Below are 20,223 nucleotides of genomic sequence, written 5' to 3'. Positions count from 1 at the left end.
TATGACACAAATCGACTATACTCGCGCCGCCAAATACTTCCTGCTGCAAGACTTCTGGGTCGGCTTCAAACTGGGCATGAAGTACTTCTTTGCCCCCAAGGCCACCGTGAACTATCCACACGAAAAAGGCCCCCTGTCCCCACGCTTCCGGGGTGAACATGCCCTGCGCCGCTATCCGAATGGGGAAGAACGCTGCATCGCCTGCAAACTGTGTGAGGCGATTTGCCCGGCGCAGGCCATCACCATCGACGCTGAACCGCGCGAAGACGGCAGCCGCCGCACCACGCGCTATGACATCGACATGACCAAGTGCATCTATTGCGGTTTCTGCCAAGAGGCTTGCCCGGTCGATGCCATCGTCGAAGGCCCGAACTTCGAATTCGCTACTGAAACCCGCGAAGAGCTGTTCTACGACAAGGAAAAACTGCTGGATAACGGCGAACGCTGGGAAGCCGAGATTGCCCGCAATCTGGAAATGGACGCACCGTATCGATGACTTCGACTGATCCAAAGACCAGCACTTACGCGCGCGGAAAGGCGTTGTCCGAACAGGTCAACCCAGGCATGGAGGATGCTCTGCGCGCCCGATATGATGAACTCGTGCCGGGCCTTTCACGTACGGTTGTGGATGTGGCCTATGGGCAGTTCTATGATCGCGGGGTTGTAGACGAAAAGACCCGATTGCTGGCGACCGTCGCAGCGTTGACTGCACTTGGCGGGCAGACCCGGCCGCAACTCAAGGTCAATATCGCAAGCGCGCGCGCTGTGGGTGCGTCACGCGAGGAGATCAGTGAGATCATCTTTCAGATGACCCTCTATGGAGGGTTTCCGGCGATGATTAATGCAATGAACGCAGCGATCGAGGTGTTTGAAGCGGAAGAGGCGACGGATGAATGACAGCCCGACAAATCCGTTCGAGCTGATGATGAAGCAGGCTCAGGACATGGCCAAGGCGATGAACCCGGCGATGGAAAGTTTCTCGCCCAAAGGGTTCGAGGCGCTGTGGCCGACCATGCCGAAAGAAGTCATGGAGATGATGTTCGGCAATACCGTCAACAAAGACGGGCTGGATGCCAAAACCCGCCTGCTGCTGACGCTGGCCGGGCTGACCTGTCAGGGCGCGCAGGCGGACCCAGCGGTGCGTCAGACCGTGCGCCACGCGCTGGAAGCGGGTGCCAAGAAACAAGAGATCGTGGAAACGATCGGTCAGATGTCGGTCTTCGCCGGCATCCCGGCCATGACCCGCGCGCTGGATCTAGCGCAAGAGGTCCTGGGCGACAACGAGGATGAGGATCAATGACCGTCTTTGCCTTCTACCTGTTTGCCATCAGCGCCATCACCGGCGGGCTGTTTACGGTGATCAGCCGTCAACCGGTGCATTCTGTGCTGTGGCTGATCCTGTCCTTCCTGTCTTCGGCAGGGCTGTTCGTGCTGCTGGGGGCCGAGTTCGTGGCGATGCTGCTGATCATCGTTTATGTTGGCGCGGTCGCGGTGCTGTTCTTGTTCGTCGTGATGATGCTGGACGTGGATTTTGCCGAGCTCAAGGCCGAGATGGCGCGCTATATGCCGCTGGCCCTGCTGATCGGTCTGGTGATCCTGATGCAGTTCGTCATGGCTTTCGGCGCTTGGGATAGCGCACAAGGTGTCGAGGCCAATCTGGCCCAGCCGGTTCCGGCAGACCGCCACAATACCGAGGCGCTGGGTGTCATCCTTTATGATCAATACTTCCTTCTGTTCCAATTGGCGGGCCTGATCCTGCTGGTGGCCATGATCGGCGCAATTGTGCTGACGCTGCGCCACCGTCAGGACATCAAGCGTCAGGACATCATCGGCCAGATGATGCGCGACCCGGCCAAGGCGATGGAGTTGAAGGACGTGAAACCGGGGCAGGGGTTGTGATGCGTGGAATATTCTTAGCATTTGCTTTTGTTCTGTTTGCCGGTAGCGCCTTTGCTTGTAGTCTTGAGGAAGACCCCACATGGAGAGATCAACCAATCTCGGTAGCACCGGATGGGAGCTTTCAGCACGCTGAAGACTATAAGTATCATAAGTCGTTCGGTGGAAAGATCGTTGATCTGGGCGGTAAACTAGTTGCCCAACGAGTCACCCTCACGACCACGTGCGGTGGCGTTTTTGAGAGTATTTTGTTTGCCGACTGCCATCGGGCAGAAGTCGTGTCGATCTTAGGAGCAGAAAATCTAGACCAGCCTTACGGATGGCGTGACGAACTCGTGGATTTGATACAAGTTCCCATTGGAGCTATCGACTTGCGGAAAATTACTTCTGCAGCTGAACTCGTATCGTTTGCTTACGAAAACGACTACAAAGTTTCTCTTAATGTTGAGCAAAGAGTCGCAAACATGAAGCGCCGCAACCGCTATGACCCATTTAACGGCTGCAAAATCTACTACCCAGAGTCCCGAGGAGCAGGTCTATGATCGGACTTGAACACTATCTTACGGTCGCGGCGACGCTGTTCGTCATCGGCATCTTCGGTCTCTTCCTGAACCGTAAGAACGTCATCATCCTGCTGATGAGCATCGAGCTGATGCTGCTGGCGGTGAATATCAACCTTGTGGCGTTTTCCAGTTTCCTGGGCGATCTGGTCGGGCAGGTGTTCACGCTGTTTGTGCTGACCGTTGCGGCGGCTGAGGCGGCGATTGGTCTGGCCATTCTGGTCTGTTTCTTCCGCAACCGTGGCACCATCGCGGTTGAAGATGTCAATATGATGAAGGGCTAAGAGAACTATGGAAACCACCATCCTCTTTGCCCCTCTCGTGGGCGCGCTGCTCTGCGGGTTCGGCTGGAAGTTCATTGGCGAGAAAGCCGCCATGTGGACCGCAACGGGCCTGCTGTTTCTGGCCTGTCTTCTGTCATGGATTGTCTTCCTCACCTTCGACGGCCAGACCCAGCAAATCGAAATCCTGCGCTGGATCGAAAGCGGCTCGCTGTCGACAAGCTGGGCTATTCGTCTGGACCGTCTGACCGCGATCATGCTGATCGTGGTGACGACCGTCTCGGCGCTCGTGCACCTGTACAGCTTCGGCTACATGGATCACGACCCGCAATGGCGTGAGGGCGAAAGCTATAAGCCGCGCTTCTTTGCCTATCTCTCCTTCTTCACCTTCGCGATGCTGATGCTGGTGACAGCCGACAATCTGGTGCAGATGTTCTTTGGCTGGGAAGGCGTGGGCGTCGCATCCTACCTGCTGATAGGGTTCTATTACCGCAAATCCAGCGCAAATGCGGCGGCGATGAAGGCGTTTATCGTCAACCGGGTTGGCGATTTCGGCTTTGCTCTGGGCATCTTTGCGATCTTCTTCCTGACTGACAGTATCAATTTCTCGGATGTTTTCGCCTCGGCCCCGACACTGGCCGAAACACAGCTAAGCTTCCTGTGGGGCGAGTGGAACGCTATCGAGGTAATCTGCGTGCTATTGTTCATCGGCGCGATGGGCAAGTCAGCGCAGTTGATCCTGCACACCTGGTTGCCGGACGCGATGGAAGGCCCGACGCCTGTGTCCGCCCTGATCCACGCCGCGACGATGGTAACGGCGGGTGTGTTCCTGGTCTGCCGCATGTCGCCGCTGATGGAGTTCGCACCGGGTGCAACTGCGTTCATCACCTTCCTGGGCGCATCGACAGCCTTCTTTGCGGCGACCGTGGGATTGGTTCAGACTGATATCAAGCGCGTCATCGCGTATTCGACCTGTTCGCAGCTGGGCTACATGTTCGTTGCTGCGGGTGTCGGTATGTATTCGGCGGCGATGTTCCACCTGCTGACCCACGCGTTCTTCAAGGCGCTGCTGTTCCTGGGCGCAGGCTCGGTGATCCACGCGATGCATCACGAGCAGGAGATGACCGAATATGGCGGGCTGCGAAAGAAAATCCCCTATACGTTCTGGGCGATGATGATCGGAACGCTGGCCATCACCGGTGTGGGTATCCCGCTTACCACGTTCGGTTTTGCCGGGTTCCTGTCGAAAGACGCCATTATCGAAAGCGCCTTTGCCGGCGGAACGGGCTATGCCTTCTGGATGCTGGTGATCGCGGCGGTGTTCACTTCGTTCTACAGCTGGCGGCTGATCTTCCTGACCTTTTACGGCGAACCGCGCGGGGACAAGCATACGCATGATCATGCGCATGAAAGCCCGATGGTGATGCTGGTGCCTTTGGGCGTTCTGTCGCTGGGAGCGGTATTTGCTGGGATGCTCTGGTACAACAACTTCTTTGGCCATACCGACAAGGTGGGCAAGTTCTACGGCATTCCGGTGGCTGAGGCCTCAGAGCATGGTGGTGCGCATGGCGATGCCCATGCAGATGAGGGTCACGCCGACGATGCACATGCTGATGGCTCGCATGGTGACGACGAGGGTCACGGTAAGAAAGACGACCATGGCGACCATCACTATGTGTTTGCGGGTGAGCCGGGTGAAGGCGCGTTGTACATCGCGCCCGATAACACGGTGCTGGACGATGCGCATGCGGTGCCGAAATGGGTCAAGGTCTCACCCTTTGTGGCGATGTTGTTGGGCTTCATCGTGGCCTATTGGTTCTACATCGTGAACACCACGTTGCCCGCGCGGCTGGCTGCGAACCAGCGTCCGCTGTACCTGTTCCTGCTGAACAAATGGTACTTTGACGAAATCTATGACGCGGTCTTCGTCAAACCCACTGTGGCCATTGGCCGCTTCCTGTGGAAACGCGGCGACGGCAACACAATCGATGGCTTCCTGAACGGAATAGCAATGGGCGTTGTTCCCTTCTTCACCCGCCTCGCAGGCAAGGCGCAGACCGGGTACATCTTTACCTATGCCTTCTGGATGGTGCTGGGCATCGCGGCCCTTGTGACCTGGATGTCGATCGGCGGAGGGGCGCAGTAATGGACAATATCCTTTCCATCGTTACCTTCATCCCGGCGATTGCAGCAGGCATTCTGGCGCTGTTTCTGCATGGCGATGATGCGGCGGCACAGCGGAATGCCAAGTGGATTGCGCTTCTGGCGACGACTGTGACCTTCCTTGTGTCCATCGGCATCTACACGGGCTTTGACCCCTCGAATACCGGCTTCCAGATGGTGGAAGAGGGTGAGTGGCTTATGGGTCTGAAATACAAGATGGGCGTGGATGGCATCAGCGTTCTGTTTGTCCTTCTGACCACATTCATCATGCCGCTAACCATTCTGGCCAGCTGGAACGTGACCGATCGCGTCAAGGAATACATGGTGGCCTTCCTTTTGCTGGAAACGCTCATGCTGGGCGTGTTCATGGCGCTGGACCTGGTGCTGTTCTACCTGTTCTTCGAGGCCGGTCTGATCCCGATGTTCCTGATCATCGGCATCTGGGGCGGAGCGAACCGCATTTACGCCAGCTTCAAGTTCTTCCTTTACACCTTCCTCGGCTCTGTGCTGATGCTGGTGGCGATGGTTGCCATGTACGCAGACGCGGGCACCACGGATATCGAGGCGCTGATGACCCACCAGTTCTCGTCCGAGGGGTTCAGCGTACTGGGTATCTATATCATCGGCGGTATGCAGACGCTGATGTTCTTGGCGTTCTTCGCCTCGTTCGCTGTGAAAATGCCGATGTGGCCGGTGCACACCTGGCTGCCGGATGCACACGTTCAAGCCCCGACCGCTGGTTCGGTGGTACTTGCGGCGATCCTGCTGAAGATGGGTGGCTACGGCTTCCTGCGCTTCAGCCTGCCGATGTTCCCGGTGGGCTCAGCAGTGATGACCGATCTGGTGCTGTGGATGTCAGCCATCGCTGTCGTCTACACCTCGCTGGTGGCGTTGGTGCAGGAGGATATGAAGAAGCTGATCGCCTATTCCTCGGTCGCGCATATGGGCTTTGTCACCATGGGCATCTTTGCGGCGAACCAGCAAGGCATAGATGGCGCGATCTTCCAGATGCTCAGCCACGGGTTCATCTCGGCGGCTCTGTTCCTGTGTGTCGGCGTGATCTACGATCGTATGCACACCCGTGATATCGAGGCCTACGGGGGCTTGGTGATCCGTATGCCCGCATATGCGTTGGTCTTCATGCTGTTCACTATGGCCAATGTCGGTTTGCCGGGTACATCGGGTTTCATCGGCGAATTTCTGACCCTGATGGGAGCCTTCCAAGTCAACACCTGGGTGACCGCAGTGGCGGCGACCGGCGTGATCTTTTCAGCCGGTTATGCGCTGTGGTTGTACCGCCGGGTTGTGTTTGGCGACCTGATCAAGGAAAGCCTGAAGGCGATGACGGACATGAGCTCACGCGAGCGACTGATCTTTGCTCCGCTGATCATTATGACCATCCTATTGGGCGTCTACCCATCTCTGGTAACCGATGTGATCGGGCAATCCACCGCCGCGCTGATCTCGAACTATGACACGGCTCTGGCCGCGGCAGAGGCCGCGACCCAGACAGCCGCCTCGCATTAAGGGAGCTTTGGAGACATGATCCAAGCTGATCTGACAATAATCCTGCCAGAGATTGTTCTGGCCGTGTATGCGATGGTGGCTCTGATCGGAGCCGTCTACACGACGAAAGACGGGCTGGCCCCGGTGCTGGTCTGGACAACGGCGGGCCTGATGGCGCTGTTGTCCTTCTGGATCGCCACCAATGGTGACGGCATGAATGTCGCCTTCAACGGCATGTTCATCGACGATGGCTTTTCGCGGTTTGCCAAGGTCGCGATTTTACTTTCTGCCGCCGCCGTTCTGGTCATGAGCCAGGACTACATGGCGCGCCGAGACCTGTTGCGGTTCGAATACCCGCTATTGGTCGCATTGGCGGCTGTTGGCATGATGATGATGGTCAGCGCGGGCGATCTGATGTCGCTCTATATGGGGTTGGAGCTGCAGTCTCTCGCGCTCTACGTCGTAGCTGCACTGCGCCGCGACAGTGCAAAATCAACAGAGGCGGGCTTGAAATACTTCGTCCTGGGCGCGCTCAGTTCAGGCCTGCTGCTGTATGGGGCCTCGCTGGTTTATGGCTTCACCGGAACAACCCTGTTCTCGGGTATCATCGGAACCGTGCAGGCCGGAGAGGTCTCAATCGGTTTGCTGTTCGGTCTGATCTTCCTGATCTCGGGGCTGGCCTTCAAAGTCTCTGCCGTGCCGTTCCATATGTGGACCCCAGATGTGTACGAGGGCTCTCCGACCCCGATCACCGCATTCTTCGCGACCGCACCCAAAGTGGCCGCCATGGCGCTGTTTGCGCGGCTGTTGCATGACGCCTTTGGTGGCATTGTAAAAGACTGGCAGCAGGTGATCGTGCTGCTGTCGGTTCTGTCAATGCTGTTGGGTGCAGTCGCGGCCATAGGTCAGCGCGACATCAAACGCCTGATGGCTTTTTCGTCGATCGCTCATATGGGTTACGCGTTGATCGGTCTGGCCGCAGGGACCGAGCTGGGTATCAAAGCCATGCTTATGTATCTGGCCATCTACGTGACGATGAATATCGGTACCTTTGCCTTTATCCTGATGATGGAGCGGGACGGTAAGCCGGTCACGGATATTGATGCCCTGCGACAGTATTCCAAACGTGATCCGGGCAAGGCGCTGGCGGTTCTGATCTTGATGTTCAGCCTTGCTGGCGTGCCGCCGATGCTGGGTTTCTTCGCCAAGTTTGGCGTTTGGCAAGCGGGTGTCAGCGCGGGGCTGACCGGTCTGGTCATCGTCTCGGCCATCGCCTCGGTCATCGGGGCGTTCTATTATCTGCGGATCGTGTTCTACATGTATTTTGGGGCGGAAAACGAAGAACCGATCGAGACGCGTTCGACGCCTGTTCTTTGGGTGGCCCTGATGGGCTCGGCCGCGTTGATGCTGGTGGGCGTATTCTACCAGTTCGGGGTTGAAGGCGCAGCGGCTGCCGCTGCGGCGACGCTTGTCAACTGATCCCTTCCGCAAGACCGGGCCTTTCCTGTCATGAGCAATTGGCCAGACGGATACGGCCTGCATGTTGTGCAGGAGGTCGACAGTACCCTGAACGAGGCTGCCCGTTTGGCACTGCAGGCGCGGGGATCCGTTTGGATCATGGCACATCACCAGACCGCCGCGCGTGGTCGGCGGGGCCGGGCCTGGACGCACCCAAAGGGTAATCTGGCGGCGACGCTGCTGATGCGTCCCAGTGGTGATCCCGAGCAGGCCGCATTGCGGAGCTTTGTGGCCGCGTTGGCCCTGTTTGATGCCTGTGTTGCGGTGACAGGTCGTGCGGCGGGTCTGGCGTTAAAATGGCCCAATGATGTGTTGCTGAATGGTGGCAAACTGGCGGGTATTTTGCTGGAAAGCACGGGGCAGGGTCGCAGTGTCTCTCATCTGTCGATCGGGATTGGCGTAAACCTTGTGGACGCTCCGGGCACAGATATGGTCGAGCCTGGCGCGGTACGCCCGGTCTCGCTATTGTCCGAGACCGGGGCACAGGTCTCGCCCGAGGATTTCCTGACCGAACTCGCCGCCGCTTTTGCAACCTTAGAGGCGCAATTCGTGACCTATGGGTTCGAACCGATCCGCAGCGCATGGCTGGCGCGTGCAGCCCGGTTGGGCGAGGTCATCACCGCTCGCACCGCAACGTCCGAAACAGTGGGAACCTTTGAAACGGTAGACGCGGGGGGCAACCTTGTCCTAAACACCGCGAAAGGCCGCGTCAGCATTCCCGCGGCGGATGTGTTTTTCTGAAGGGGGCTCAGATGCTTCTGGCCATCGACTGCGGCAATACGAACACTGTGTTCTCGATTTGGGACGGCGAGAAGTTCCTGTGTACGCTGCGCACCTCGACCCATCATTCGCGCACCGCTGACGCCTATTTCACCTGGTACTCGACGCTGGTGAAACACTATGGGATCGAGGCCGAGATCAGTGACGTCATCATCGCGTCGACTGTGCCGCGTGTTGTCTTCAACCTGCGTATCTTTGCGGATCGGTTCTTTGGTTGTCGTCCGCTGGTTGTGGGTAAACCCGATTGCCTGCTGCCCGTGCCTCCGCGTATCGACGAAGGCACTGTTCCGGGGCCGGACCGTTTGGCCAACGCCGTTGGTGCGTTTGACCGCCACGGCGGCAATGTGGTTGTCGTGGATTTCGGCACGGCCACCAATTTCGATGTTGTAGCCGCAGATGGCGCCTATGTCGGTGGTATCATTGCACCGGGTGTGAACCTCAGCCTTGAAGCATTGCACCAAGGCGCCGCGGCCCTACCGCATATCGACATCACGCGCCCGGACAAGGTGATTGGTACGAATACGGTTGGCTGTATCCAATCGGGCGTGTATTGGGGATATTCCGGTCTGATCGAAGGGCTGATTGCCCGCATCAAGACCGAATACGGAATGCCGATGAAAGTCGTTGGAACCGGAGGGCTTGCACCCTTGTTCGATCAGGCCGACGTAGGGTTCGACGCAATCGAAGATGATCTGACGATGCACGGGCTGACCGTGATCCATCGCTATAACAAGGAAAATGGCTCAACATGAGCAGCGAAAGACTGATCTACCTGCCGCTGGGCGGGGCCGGTGAAATTGGGATGAACGCCTATGTATACGGCTACGGCAAACCGGGAAACGAACGTCTCATCCTTGTCGATCTGGGTGTGACCTTCCCGGATATGGACACTACGCCTGGGGTGGATCTGATCCATGCCGATATCTCATGGCTGCGGGAACGTGCCGATCGGCTTGAGGCCGTGTTTGTCACCCATGCGCATGAGGATCACGTTGGCGCCGTTGCTCATTGCTATGAGGCGCTGGGGGCACCCGTTTATGCGCGCGCCTTCACGGCCAATATCGCGCGCCGCAAGATGGAAGAGCATGGCCACCCAGAGGACGCGGTCCATACGGCTTCGGCCTGGCCAGAACAGGTCTCGGCTGGCCCGTTCACGGTTGGCTTTCTGCCTGTTTCACACTCGATCCCTGAAAGCGCGGCACTGGTGATAGACACACCCGCAGGTCGGATTGTGCATTCAGGCGACTTCAAACTCGACGCGAACCCGGTGGTGGGTGAGGCGTTTGATCCGGACCTGTGGGCCGACGTCGCCAAATCGGGCGTCAAAGCGCTGGTCTGTGACAGCACGAATGTGTTCTCGACCCATGCCGGGCGTTCGGAATCCGAAGTGGGGCCCGAGATCACCAAGCTGATCGAAAGCGCCGAAAGCATGGTTGTGGCGACCACCTTCGCGTCGAACGTGGCGCGGGTGAAAACCTTGGCTGAGGCCGGGCAGCGGGCCGGGCGCTCGGTTGTGCTGCTGGGCCGCGCCATGCGCCGGATGATTGAAGCGGCGACGGAAACCGGCATTCTGTCGGACTTTCCTAAAGTGATCAGCGCTGAAGAGGCGGTGGACCTGCCACGCCAGAACCTGATGCTGATCGTGACCGGCAGTCAGGGCGAACGCCGCGCTGCCAGTGCGCAGCTGGCACGCGGCAAGTATCGCGGTATCGAGTTGAAAGAGGGTGATTTATTCCTGTTTTCATCCAAGACCATCCCCGGCAACGAGCGTGGCGTGATTTTCATCATGAACCAACTCAGCGAAAAGGGCGTCGATGTGGTGGATGACAGCTCGGGGCTCTACCACGTCTCGGGCCATGCAAACCGGCCTGATCTTGAGAAAGTGCATGCGTTGGTTGATCCACAATTTGTGGTTCCGATGCATGGGGAACACCGTCATCTGCGTGAACATGCCAAGCTGGCTGAAGCTGGCGGACGGACGGGTGTTCTTGCTGTGAATGGCACCATGCTGGACCTGACTGGCAACGCGCCCAAAATAGTGGACTATGTCGAAACCGGACGCACTTATCTTGACGGTACCGTGAAGATAGGCGCGTTGGATGGGATCGTGCGTGACCGTATCCGTATGGCACTGAACGGACATGTGACTGTGACCGTTATTCTGGATGAAGAGGATGAACCGCTGGGTGAACCCTGGTGCGACACGATGGGTCTGCCCGAGATTGGAACATCGCGTGCTGCGCTGGTCGAGGTGCTGGAAGAAGACTTGAACCAGTTCCTGAGGCGGGCCGAGGCCAAGACGTTGCGAGACGACGACAAGCTAGAAGAGGCGATGCGCCGGATCGTGCGCCAGACGGCAAAAACCGAGATCGGCAAAAAGCCCGAAGTGACGGTCGTAGTCAGCCGGATGAAGTAAGCCGGGCGTCAGTCGACATCCGGCATCGGAACGCCCCTCAGGCGGAAAAACAGGCTCGCCTCGTCATTGTTGCTGTAGAATGGCACCGACGCGGGCGGGCTGGGGTCAGCGACACGGGTTTCGATTTCGGCCAGCACGACCTCGGTGATGAAGGGCAGGTCCAGATCGCGGGCGCGGTTCAGTTTGACCCATTGCAGATGCGACAGCTCATCCGAGGCATGGCTGAAATCATCCAGATCTCCTTGAATCTGATCTGCATCCACCAGAAAGAACCGCGCATCGAACCTGCGGGGCCGACCCGGTGGGGTGACCGCGCGAAACACAAATTGCAATGCATTGGCCGATGGCAGGAAACCGGAGCGGGCAAAGCCGGACCAGTCTGCGGGTACGTCGCCTTGCCAGTTGCCGGGCTGACCCAATATCAGCCCGGTTTCCTCCCACAGCTCGCGGATCGCTGCGGCGGCCAGCGCCGTTTGCAAACCGGGGTCGGAATGCTCGGCCAGGCGATTATGGCAGAGGGCAGGCAAGGCATTTGCAAGCGTAATATCGGCGTCTGCCGGATCAACCGCCCCACCTGGAAACACGAACTTGTTCGGCATGAACACCGCATTCTTGCCGCGCTGCCCCATTAGGATCGACGGATCAGACAGCCTGTCGCGCAACACGATGACCGTTGCGGCGTCTCGTATCGGGGTCTTGTCGATGCTCATGCGTGGGTGGTTCCGGCGGTAGGCGTCATCAGGCCTTTTCAAACCCGTTCATACGACGGGCCCATTGATAGGCCACGACTGCTCCTTTCAGCCGGGGCAGCAGGTACAAAGACAATGCCACACAAGCGATTGAGAGGCTGATCGCCATGGTCCAGGGATCCGGTCGCCAATGCACATACGACACATGCAGAACAGGTGCCAGCAGGTGACCAACCAGAAGGATCGTCAGATAGGCCGGGCCGTCATCGGCGCGGTGATGAAACAGCTCCTGCCCGCAATTTGCGCAGTGGTCGTTCACCTTCAGATAGCTGTGCAGCAGCTTGCCTTCACCGCATTTGGGGCATTTGCAGCGAAATCCCTTGACCAGCGCGGGCCAAGTCTCGCGCTCATCTGCGGTTTCAGTCGATTTGTCGATTGTCTGGTCCATAGCAATACTCATGCGTTCGCCTTTCGCAGATATTGCGCCCGAATGGTGCGAGTTAAAAGGGGGGTGCGTCGCTTTGCGCCGATGTGATTTTTAGGGCCCGCGCAAAAAATATGCGATCCAAGCGACGGAAATACCCGCGGGGTGCGTTTGAATGGGTATGAGCAGCGGTGATGAGGCCGCTTCAAAAAGGGGAAAGACCTATGAAGAACTCAATATTTATTTCGGGGATCATTCTTGCCGCGGTTGCAATCACAGGCACATCCGTTTTGGCAGCAGGTCCCAAAGATCGCCAGCCAGCTTCGTTCCAAGAACTGGACGCGAATGGGGATGGTCAGATCACCAAAGATGAAATGACGGCCCATCGCAACGCACGGTTTGCAACCGCTGATACCGATGGCGATGGTCAGCTGAGCGTGGATGAAATGCAGGCCGTAGCGCAGCAGAGATCCAGCGATCGTGTAACCAAGATGTTCGAAAAGCATGACGCAAACGGGGATGGTTTTCTGAGCGATGATGAGTTGCCGAAACCGCGCCGGGCTGACAAGATGTTTGACCGGATCGATGCCGATGACAGCGGCGGCATCTCGGAACAGGAATTTGCTGATGCAAAAGACAAAATGGGTCGACACAAAAAGCGCCAGAAGGCGGACGCCGACGATAGCTGATGCAGGATGGAGGATCTGACCTCCCACTCACAGACCGGTTGCGGTGGCACCTCCGCCGCAACCGAACTTGGCGACGATGCGTTGCTAAGGCGCTTTGCTGATGGCGATGCGGGCGCGGCACGGATTTTAACCGACCGTCTGGGCCCGCGCTGCTATTCGGTGGCATTGCGCGTGTTGGGAAACCGGGCTGAGGCCGAGGATGTCACGCAGGAGGCGATGATGCGTCTGTGGCAGATGGCGCCCGATTGGGTGCCGGGGCAGGCCAAGGTTTCAACATGGCTCTATCGGGTGACGCTGAACCTATGCACCGATCTTCGGCGCAAGAAACGGCCCGAGCCGTTGTCAGATGTGCCCGAGCCCGAGGATGACAGCGCCGGTGTCGTCGAGCAAATGCAGGACGTCGCGCGAAAGGACGCGCTGCAAGCGGCTCTAGACATGCTGCCGGATCGGCAGCGGCAAGCGGTTGTGCTGCGCCATATCGAGGAATTGTCCAACCCCGAGATTGCCGGGATCATGGAGATTTCGGTAGAAGCGGTTGAAAGTCTGATCGCGCGAGGAAAACGCAGTCTGGCCGCTCTTCTGGCCGAACGACGGGATGAACTGGGGTACAAGAATGGCTGATAAGGATATGGAACTGGACCACCTATTCGCCGAGGCTCGACAGCGCCGGGATGCGTTGCCGGATGATCTGGTTGTGCGGATACAGACGGACGCCGAGGCGGTTCGGCTGGAACGTCTTTCAAAACTATCGAGGCCGACGCAAGGCCTCTGGTCTCGCGTCACGGATCAGCTTGGAGGCTGGCAGGGTTTGGGCGGCTTGGTCGCTGCAAGTGCTGCCGGGGTTTGGATCGGATTCTCAGCGCCTGCATTTCTGCCTGATCCGGCCAGCTTTGTTGGGGGGCAAGATACGGCCTATCTGGTTTCGGATCTGGGATTTGACACAAGTTTTCTGGAGGCTGCGGAATGAGCGCGGAAACCAAACCGAAGCGGCGTTGGATGCCGATTGTTCTGGTCATCTCGCTGGCCTTGAATCTGTTGGTCATCGGAATGGCCGCAGGGACTGCTTGGCGCCTGAAAGGAAGCGATCACGCCAAGGCGCCGCCGGGCTTCGGGCCTGCCTTGTATCGCGCGTTGCCGAAAGGCGAGCGCAATGCCATGTGGCGGGAATTGTCTGCGCTGCACAGAAAGGGGGCCAAGGAGCGGGCCGAGGATTTCGCCGCCATGTCGCAAGCTTTGCGGGCTGTTCCGTTTGACCCGGCTACGGTTGAGGTTCTACTGCAGCAGCAGACCCGCTCGATGGTTGAAATTCAGGACGAGCTGAAAACTCGCTGGCTGGCACGCGTAACCGCGATGTCAGATGCCGAGCGACAGAAATACGCCGATCGCCTGCAAGAGGTGGTCGCACGTGGCCACAAGGGAAAAAAGGATAGGGACTGAGATTAGGCTGCGCTTTGCCTGATCCGGACCTGATTGCGCCCGGCTTTCTTTGCAGCATAAAGCGCTTTGTCCGCAGATTTCAGTAACCCGTTTACAGGTTCGCATTGTTCCTTTGCCGACAGGTCCGAAGGCAAAGCATACTTTAGGCCAATGCTGATCGTAACAGAGACCGGGGTCTTATGATCAGACAAGTGAAATGGTTGATCGCAGATACTGTCGCATAACGCTTCGGCAAGCTTCAGCGCGCGGGCGCGCGACATGTTTGATGCGCCGATCATGAATTCCTCGCCGCCGATACGGGCGACAAAGCCTGCGTCTCCCAGCACGTGTTGCATACGCTCGGCAGCTTGTTTCAGCACCAGATCGCCGCTGGCATGCCCAAAACGGTCATTGATTGCTTTGAAATGGTCAAGATCGGCCAGCATCACGACAAACCCGCGTCCGGATTTGGAAGACTGACGCGCCATTTGTGCCATTGCGTGCATTCCATAGCGACGGTTGTGCAAGCCGGTCAGAGGATCGATCCATGAATCCGCGATGCCGCGTTTCAGCGAAGCGCGCATCTTGTCGATACGGGTTTTACGCGCCAGTTGATTGGCCAGCCTCAACTGGATCTCCTGCGCGCAGTAACCCCCAAGGCACACGGCATCTGCGCCGCGATCCAGCGCCTCAGAGGCCATCGCCGCGTTCTTGTCGGTCAGCACTCCGATCAGAACCGTATGCCGTGTCGCACTGCGCGACCTGAGATCGGCCAGAATGTTCAGCCCTGATGGGCTGGTATCCAGTTCGATGATAATCGCGTCAGACGGGGGGCCGGACAAAAGCGTATGCAAACTTGATTGCGTGTGCCAGGCAACGGAATGCGGTGACTTGTCTGCAAGGTCTTTACACCAAGTGGCACCGGTCCGAGGGGACAGGGACAGGATGTCAACCCGCGCTGGTTTGAAAGGTGTGTGGAAGGTGCTTGTTTCTTCCGCAAATCCAATGCTTTTGGTCCCGTGATTGACGCGCAGATCCTGGGTATCCGCGCGCGCGCGCAACAGGCTTCGAACGCGGGCCAGCAGCAACGTGTCCTTGAACGGGTGGGTCATGACGTCATCAAGACCGTCCTCTAGCGCGCGCAGGCGGACGGCTTTGTCATTCTGTGGGGCAAGGGCAATCACCGGCACATCGCCCAGGTCGGGTTCGCTCAGGATCAGTTTCTTCACATCTGCCGCCGTCCCATCTGGCAGGGAATGCGCAGTCAGCACCAGATCAGGCCGCGTCCGCCGCAAGAGTGCCCCAAGTCCTTTAAGCCGTTCCCCTTGTACTACATGGTACCAGGCCGCTGTCAGCTGAACCTTCAGCATGATGCGGTTGGTTGATACCCCGTCGAGGACAAGGATGGTTCCCTGCACGGACATTGTTGCTCACCCATTGATTGCATGCGTCAACAAAGTGTTTATGAGTCTGGTTAACAAACCCTTTCCAAGATCGTTTTCAGGGCCTGTTCATGTCACTTTCCGCCGATTCCGCCGAAACTCTGGCCCTAACCGTCTTGGGTTGGCTGGTCGGAAATGAGGAGCTTTTGCCGGTCTTTTTAGGCTCAACCGGCGCTGCATCCGAGGATTTGCGCGCCAGTGCGGGCGATCCGGCCTTTCTGACGTCAGTGCTGGATTTTCTGCTCATGGATGATTCGTGGATCGTTGCGTTTTGTGACTCGCATTCAATTCCCTATGAGCATCCAGCCCAGGCGCGCGCCGCGCTTTCGGGTGGCGAAATCCACTGGACTTGATCCCATCCCTGCAGGAGCATCTGATGCCAATTGACGCTATTGTCTTCGACAAAGACGGTACTCTGTTCGATTTCGCCAACACTTGGGGCGCGTTTGGGCGATCCCTTGTGATGCGCCTGACAAACAATGATGAAACACGGGCGGCTGCGCTGGGCGATGTGATCGGCTACGATCTTGCACAGGATCGATATGTTGAGGATAGCATCGTGATTGCCTCAACTGTCGAAGAGATTGCGGAATTCATGCTGCCACATGTCGATGGCTTCACGCTGACTGGGCTCATCGACGTTATGAATGTCGAAGCCGCCGCTGCCACGCAATCCCCAGCCGTGCCGCTCAAACCATTTCTAGAAGGCCTTCGAAAATCTGGGCTCAAACTTGGGGTGGCCACAAATGACAGTGAACACCCAGCTATGCAGCATCTGACGTCGGTCGGAATTCAGGATCATTTTGACTTTATCGCGGGCTATGACAGCGGCCATGGCTATAAGCCGGGGCCAGGTCAGTTGTTGGCCTTTGCCACGCATGTCGGGATCGATCCGTCGCGCATCGCGATGGTGGGGGACAGCCTGCATGACTTACAGGCCGGGCGCGCCGCTGGTATGGTCACCATTGGTGTGCTTACCGGGGTTGCCAAGACCGAGGCGTTGGCCCCGATGGCGGATGTCGTCTTGCCGGATATCGGACATATCCCGGCCTGGTTGGAAAGAAACTGACAACACCAATTAGAAATTCGGCACATCGGGACTAAAAACCGACAACTTCTGTCGCAGATAGAACGGCTGAGATGCGGTCTTCAAGGCTTGCTTAGAAACTAGCAAAGCAGGAGAGGACTATGGCCGATACCAATACACGCAGACGTCGTGGCGGCGGTCGCGCAGGTGCAGCGGCTCGTCGTGGTAGTGCTGTGATTGATCAGATGCCATGGAATCCGCCGGTTAATATCGACCGCCCGACCGAACCTTTGGGTCCAGAGGGAGTGGAAGCGATCCATGATGGCGCGATGCGCATCCTCGAAGAGATCGGGATCGAGTTCTACAATGATGAGGCCATCGGCATCCTGCGTGAAGCCGGGTGTACCATCGATGGTGACAATGTGCGCATGGGCTGCGATTTCGTCATGGAGATGATCGCCAAAGCCCCCAGTCAGTTCTCGATCACGCCCAGAAACCCGGACCATACGATTCAAATTGGTGGCAAGAACCTTCTGTTTGGAAATGTATCGTCCCCTCCGAACTACTGGGATATGGAGATCGGCAAGAAGGTTCCGGGCAATCGCGAGATGTGCCGAAACCTGCTGAAATTGACCCAGTATTTCAATTGTATTCACTTTGCCGGCGGGTATCCGGTTGAGCCGGTCGATCTGCATGCCAGCGTCCGGCACCTGGACGTGCTCTATGACAAGCTGACGCTGACAGACAAGGCGATGCACGCCTATTCGCTGGGCAAAGAGCGGGTCGAAGACGTGATGGAGATGGTGCGGATCGCGGGTGGGTTGAGCCACGAGGAGTTCGAGGCGACTCCGCGGATGTACACCAACATCAACTCGACCTCACCGCTGAAGCATGACTATCCGATGATCGACGGGTGCTTGCGTCTGGCACGGCGTGGTCAGGCGATTGTTGTGACGCCGTTCACCTTGGCTGGTGCTATGGCGCCGGTGACAATGGCGGGCGCTGTAGCTCAGTCGCTGGCAGAAGCCCTGTGCGCAATTGCGCTGTTCCAATATGTGCGTCCGGGCACGCCCTGTGCCATTGGAACATTCACGTCAAATGTTGACATGAAAACAGGTGCGCCTGCCTTTGGTACGCCAGAGTACATCCGTTCAACCCAGATGACGGGGCAGATGGCCCGGTACTACGATCTGCCGATGCGGTCTTCGGGTGTTTGTGCCGCCAACGTCCCGGACGGGCAGTCGGTTTGGGAGACGTCGAATTCCCTCTGGGCAGCTGTGCAGTCGGGTACGAATATGGTTTATCACGCGGCAGGTTGGCTAGAAGGGGGGCTAATCGCCAGCCCCGAAAAATTCATAATGGATTGTGAGGTTCTACAGCAAATTCAACGCTATATGGACCCCCAACTTGTGGCCACGGGCCCGGATGAAATTGCGCTGGACGCCATTCGTTCTGTCGGAAATGATGGCCACTTCTTCGGTATTCAGCACACCCAGGACCGCTATACCACGGCGTTCTATCAACCCTTCCTGAGCGATTGGAAAAACTACGAAGGCTGGGAGGTTGCCGGAGGTATCTGGACGGCTGAGCGTGCGCATCACATGTTCAAAGAGATCATTACCAGCTTTGAACCCCCGGCTTTGGACGATGGCATCCGGGACGAACTGGCCGATTTTGTTACCCGTCGTAAGGCCGAAGGCGGGGCGCCGACTGATTTCTGACTTGAAAACTATCGCTTTGATACTCGGTTGCATTCTCCGCAAACAGCGGTGGATTTTGGGTAATTGTTAAGATTTATCCGACCAAAGTGAGATGGAACCAAATGGGGCATCTTATGCATGGTCTGATAAATCGGGCGATCCAGTCTTTTGTTTGCGCGACCTATGGTCAATCGTGCTGGCTGCGTGTGACCGAGGCTGCGCGATTGGGCTTTGTCGAGTTCGAGGCCATGTTGACCTATGAAGACGATGTCCTGTTCCGGGTTCTGGAGGCGCTAAGCGCTGAACTTGGCCGCCCGCAGTCCGAAATACTCGAAGATGTCGGGACCTATCTGGTCTCGCATCCCAATATGGAAGGGCTGCGGCGCCTGTTGCGGTTTGGGGGTGTCAGCTATGTCGAATTCCTACACTCGCTGGATGATCTGCCTGATCGCGTCCGCTTGGCCGTCTCAGACCTGACCCTGCCCGCGCTGGAATTACGAGAGCTTTCGGTGACTGAATATCAACTGCTCTGCCATCCCGGTCTACCGGGCTATGCCAGCGTCATGGTTGGGGTACTGCGGGCGATGGCGGATGACTATGGCGCTTTGGTGATGCTGTCGGAGGATGGTCAACAGGACAGAGCTGAGGTCATATCCATCATGTTGGTCGAGACTGCTTTTGCCGAAGGACGTCACTTTGATTTGGGGGCGCGAAACGAATGACTAAGCCTCAGGATCTCGCACAGCTGCTCGAGACCCTTTGCCCGATGTTCATGCTGCTGGATGACAAAGGTCTTATCCAGAAGGTCGGACCGACATTGCAAAAGCTGCGACCAGATACGCCCCTGATCGGCAAAAGCTTTCTGGATGTGTTCCAGTTGATCCGACCACGGACCGTCACGACCATTCCGGCGCTGATGTCCATGGCCGGTGCAAAGCTGCATCTGAAGTTCCATGATGAGCCACGCACCGCTTTGAAGGGCCTGGTCGCCCCATTGCCGGATGGCGGCGGGGCAGTGATCAATCTGTCTTTCGGGATTTCAATTCTGGATGCGGTGCGGGATTATGCCCTGACTAGTGCCGATTTCTCGGGCACCGATCTGGCGATCGAACTGCTGTATCTGGTCGAGGCAAAATCTGCCGCGATGGAGGCGTCACGCTCGCTGAACCTGCGGCTGCAGGGGGCGATGCTTGCCGCTGAAGAGCAGGCGTACACCGACACATTGACTGGCCTGAAAAACCGCCGCGCGATGGATCACATGTTGGCGCAGCTCAGCGCGGCAAATGCGACATTTGCACTGATGCATTTGGATCTGGATTTCTTCAAATCCGTCAATGATCGCTTGGGGCATGCAGCCGGGGATTATGTGCTGCAGCAGGCCGCCCAGATCATGGTCGAGGAAACCCGGTCGAACGATATGGTGGCGCGAGTTGGGGGTGATGAGTTCGTCATCATCTTCAAGGGTCTGACCCAGGAAGAAATTCTGTCATCCATAGCCGATCGTCTGATCAAACGTCTTAACGAACCGATGATGTTCGAGCAACAACCCTGCCGTATATCCGCAAGCATCGGAACTGCGCTATCGACGCAGTTCGAGACGGTAAAGGCGGCTGACATACTGCATGCCGCCGATCTGGCCTTGTATCAGGCCAAACGAGAAGGGCGGTCACGTCATCGGTTGTATTCTAGCCTGTCACAGGCCCGCACCTGATCTGT

The 20,223-nt window shown here is 57.6% G+C and carries 24 protein-coding genes; 21 read left to right on the top strand and 3 right to left on the bottom strand.

The window, feature by feature from the left end; translation table 11 throughout:
* The first annotated feature begins 1 nt into the window (after position 1).
* Genes nuoI through ACR0KG_RS14205 form a run of 12 tightly spaced genes read left to right on the top strand, consistent with a single transcriptional unit; the run spans position 2 to position 11,120 of the window.
* Positions 2-496: an NADH-quinone oxidoreductase subunit NuoI gene (gene nuoI / locus ACR0KG_RS14260; RefSeq protein WP_353008116.1), complete on the top strand. Its 495-nt coding sequence runs from the start codon at positions 2-4 to the stop codon at positions 494-496.
* Positions 493-897 carry a carboxymuconolactone decarboxylase family protein gene (locus tag ACR0KG_RS14255; RefSeq protein ID WP_480547771.1) on the top strand — a complete coding sequence of 135 codons (405 nt, stop codon included), beginning with the start codon at positions 493-495 and terminating at the stop codon, positions 895-897. The genes nuoI and ACR0KG_RS14255 overlap by 4 nt, the downstream gene beginning before the upstream one ends.
* Entirely contained in the window at positions 890-1,300 is a 411-nt protein-coding gene (locus ACR0KG_RS14250; RefSeq protein ID WP_480547772.1) for a carboxymuconolactone decarboxylase family protein, read from the top strand. The genes ACR0KG_RS14255 and ACR0KG_RS14250 overlap by 8 nt, the downstream gene beginning before the upstream one ends.
* Positions 1,297-1,899 (top strand): NADH-quinone oxidoreductase subunit J, encoded by a 603-nt coding sequence (locus tag ACR0KG_RS14245; protein WP_480547773.1) that lies wholly within the window; start codon positions 1,297-1,299, stop codon positions 1,897-1,899. Before ACR0KG_RS14250 ends, ACR0KG_RS14245 begins: the two co-directional genes overlap by 4 nt.
* Complete coding sequence (locus tag ACR0KG_RS14240; RefSeq protein ID WP_480547774.1) at positions 1,899-2,438, top strand: hypothetical protein; 540 nt, start codon at positions 1,899-1,901, stop codon at positions 2,436-2,438. The genes ACR0KG_RS14245 and ACR0KG_RS14240 overlap by 1 nt, the downstream gene beginning before the upstream one ends.
* Entirely contained in the window at positions 2,435-2,740 is a 306-nt protein-coding gene (gene nuoK, locus ACR0KG_RS14235) for an NADH-quinone oxidoreductase subunit NuoK (protein ID WP_005984024.1), read from the top strand. The genes ACR0KG_RS14240 and nuoK overlap by 4 nt, the downstream gene beginning before the upstream one ends.
* 7 nt (positions 2,741-2,747) lie before the next feature.
* On the top strand, positions 2,748-4,883 hold the full coding sequence (gene nuoL / locus ACR0KG_RS14230; protein WP_480827636.1) for an NADH-quinone oxidoreductase subunit L: 2,136 nt from the start codon (positions 2,748-2,750) through the stop codon (positions 4,881-4,883).
* Positions 4,883-6,427: an NADH-quinone oxidoreductase subunit M gene (locus tag ACR0KG_RS14225; protein ID WP_480547776.1), complete on the top strand. Its 1,545-nt coding sequence runs from the start codon at positions 4,883-4,885 to the stop codon at positions 6,425-6,427. Before nuoL ends, ACR0KG_RS14225 begins: the two co-directional genes overlap by 1 nt.
* Before the next feature lie 15 nt (positions 6,428-6,442).
* Positions 6,443-7,885, top strand: coding sequence for an NADH-quinone oxidoreductase subunit NuoN (gene nuoN / locus ACR0KG_RS14220; protein ID WP_480547777.1), 1,443 nt, complete (start codon positions 6,443-6,445; stop codon positions 7,883-7,885).
* 30 nt (positions 7,886-7,915) lie between these two features.
* Positions 7,916-8,665, top strand: coding sequence for a biotin--[acetyl-CoA-carboxylase] ligase (locus tag ACR0KG_RS14215; RefSeq protein ID WP_480547778.1), 750 nt, complete (start codon positions 7,916-7,918; stop codon positions 8,663-8,665).
* Positions 8,666-8,676: 11 nt separating this feature from the next.
* The gene (locus tag ACR0KG_RS14210) at positions 8,677-9,456 is read left to right on the top strand and encodes a type III pantothenate kinase (RefSeq protein WP_480547779.1); all 780 of its coding nucleotides are present in this window, start codon (positions 8,677-8,679) and stop codon (positions 9,454-9,456) included.
* Positions 9,453-11,120: a ribonuclease J gene (locus ACR0KG_RS14205; RefSeq protein WP_480827635.1), complete on the top strand. Its 1,668-nt coding sequence runs from the start codon at positions 9,453-9,455 to the stop codon at positions 11,118-11,120. Before ACR0KG_RS14210 ends, ACR0KG_RS14205 begins: the two co-directional genes overlap by 4 nt.
* Positions 11,121-11,128: 8 nt before the next feature.
* Here the strand turns inward: ACR0KG_RS14205 and ACR0KG_RS14200 are convergent, their stop codons facing one another.
* Positions 11,129-11,830, bottom strand: coding sequence for an NUDIX hydrolase (locus ACR0KG_RS14200; protein WP_480827634.1), 702 nt, complete (start codon positions 11,828-11,830; stop codon positions 11,129-11,131).
* Between the two features lie 28 nt (positions 11,831-11,858).
* The gene (locus tag ACR0KG_RS14195; RefSeq protein ID WP_480498836.1) at positions 11,859-12,257 is read right to left on the bottom strand and encodes a DUF983 domain-containing protein; all 399 of its coding nucleotides are present in this window, start codon (positions 12,255-12,257) and stop codon (positions 11,859-11,861) included.
* 200 nt (positions 12,258-12,457) lie between these two features.
* On the opposite strand from ACR0KG_RS14195, the gene ACR0KG_RS14190 reads away from it, so the two are divergent.
* The 4 genes from ACR0KG_RS14190 to ACR0KG_RS14175 are packed head-to-tail and all read left to right on the top strand — an operon-like array spanning position 12,458 to position 14,359.
* Entirely contained in the window at positions 12,458-12,922 is a 465-nt protein-coding gene (locus ACR0KG_RS14190; RefSeq protein ID WP_480547782.1) for an EF-hand domain-containing protein, read from the top strand.
* A gap of 6 nt (positions 12,923-12,928) precedes the next feature.
* On the top strand, positions 12,929-13,543 hold the full coding sequence (locus ACR0KG_RS14185; RefSeq protein ID WP_480827633.1) for an RNA polymerase sigma factor: 615 nt from the start codon (positions 12,929-12,931) through the stop codon (positions 13,541-13,543).
* Positions 13,536-13,889, top strand: coding sequence for a hypothetical protein (locus tag ACR0KG_RS14180; protein ID WP_480827632.1), 354 nt, complete (start codon positions 13,536-13,538; stop codon positions 13,887-13,889). Before ACR0KG_RS14185 ends, ACR0KG_RS14180 begins: the two co-directional genes overlap by 8 nt.
* Complete coding sequence (locus ACR0KG_RS14175) at positions 13,886-14,359, top strand: periplasmic heavy metal sensor (RefSeq protein WP_480827631.1); 474 nt, start codon at positions 13,886-13,888, stop codon at positions 14,357-14,359. Before ACR0KG_RS14180 ends, ACR0KG_RS14175 begins: the two co-directional genes overlap by 4 nt.
* 2 nt (positions 14,360-14,361) lie before the next feature.
* On the opposite strand, the gene ACR0KG_RS14170 is transcribed toward ACR0KG_RS14175, so the two are convergent.
* On the bottom strand, positions 14,362-15,762 hold the full coding sequence (locus ACR0KG_RS14170; RefSeq protein WP_480827630.1) for a diguanylate cyclase: 1,401 nt from the start codon (positions 15,760-15,762) through the stop codon (positions 14,362-14,364).
* Between the two features lie 89 nt (positions 15,763-15,851).
* Between ACR0KG_RS14170 and ACR0KG_RS14165 the strand changes: the two genes are divergently transcribed.
* The 5 genes from ACR0KG_RS14165 (at position 15,852) to ACR0KG_RS14145 (ending at position 20,218) form a co-directional block, all read left to right on the top strand.
* Positions 15,852-16,133 (top strand): DUF3572 domain-containing protein, encoded by a 282-nt coding sequence (locus tag ACR0KG_RS14165; RefSeq protein ID WP_480547786.1) that lies wholly within the window; start codon positions 15,852-15,854, stop codon positions 16,131-16,133.
* Positions 16,134-16,156: 23 nt separating this feature from the next.
* Positions 16,157-16,849 carry an HAD family hydrolase gene (locus tag ACR0KG_RS14160; protein ID WP_480540866.1) on the top strand — a complete coding sequence of 231 codons (693 nt, stop codon included), beginning with the start codon at positions 16,157-16,159 and terminating at the stop codon, positions 16,847-16,849.
* Positions 16,850-16,968: 119 nt separating this feature from the next.
* Entirely contained in the window at positions 16,969-18,528 is a 1,560-nt protein-coding gene (locus ACR0KG_RS14155; protein ID WP_480540868.1) for a trimethylamine methyltransferase family protein, read from the top strand.
* Positions 18,529-18,641: 113 nt separating this feature from the next.
* Complete coding sequence (locus ACR0KG_RS14150) at positions 18,642-19,229, top strand: heme NO-binding domain-containing protein (RefSeq protein WP_480547787.1); 588 nt, start codon at positions 18,642-18,644, stop codon at positions 19,227-19,229.
* On the top strand, positions 19,226-20,218 hold the full coding sequence (locus ACR0KG_RS14145; RefSeq protein ID WP_170532363.1) for a GGDEF domain-containing protein: 993 nt from the start codon (positions 19,226-19,228) through the stop codon (positions 20,216-20,218). The genes ACR0KG_RS14150 and ACR0KG_RS14145 overlap by 4 nt, the downstream gene beginning before the upstream one ends.
* The last annotated feature ends 5 nt before the right edge of the window (positions 20,219-20,223 follow it).

The organism is Ruegeria sp. H4 (genome assembly GCF_056533065.1).
The sequence above is the reverse complement of the archived record's forward strand: the minus strand, read 5'-3'. Positions and strand labels throughout refer to the sequence as shown.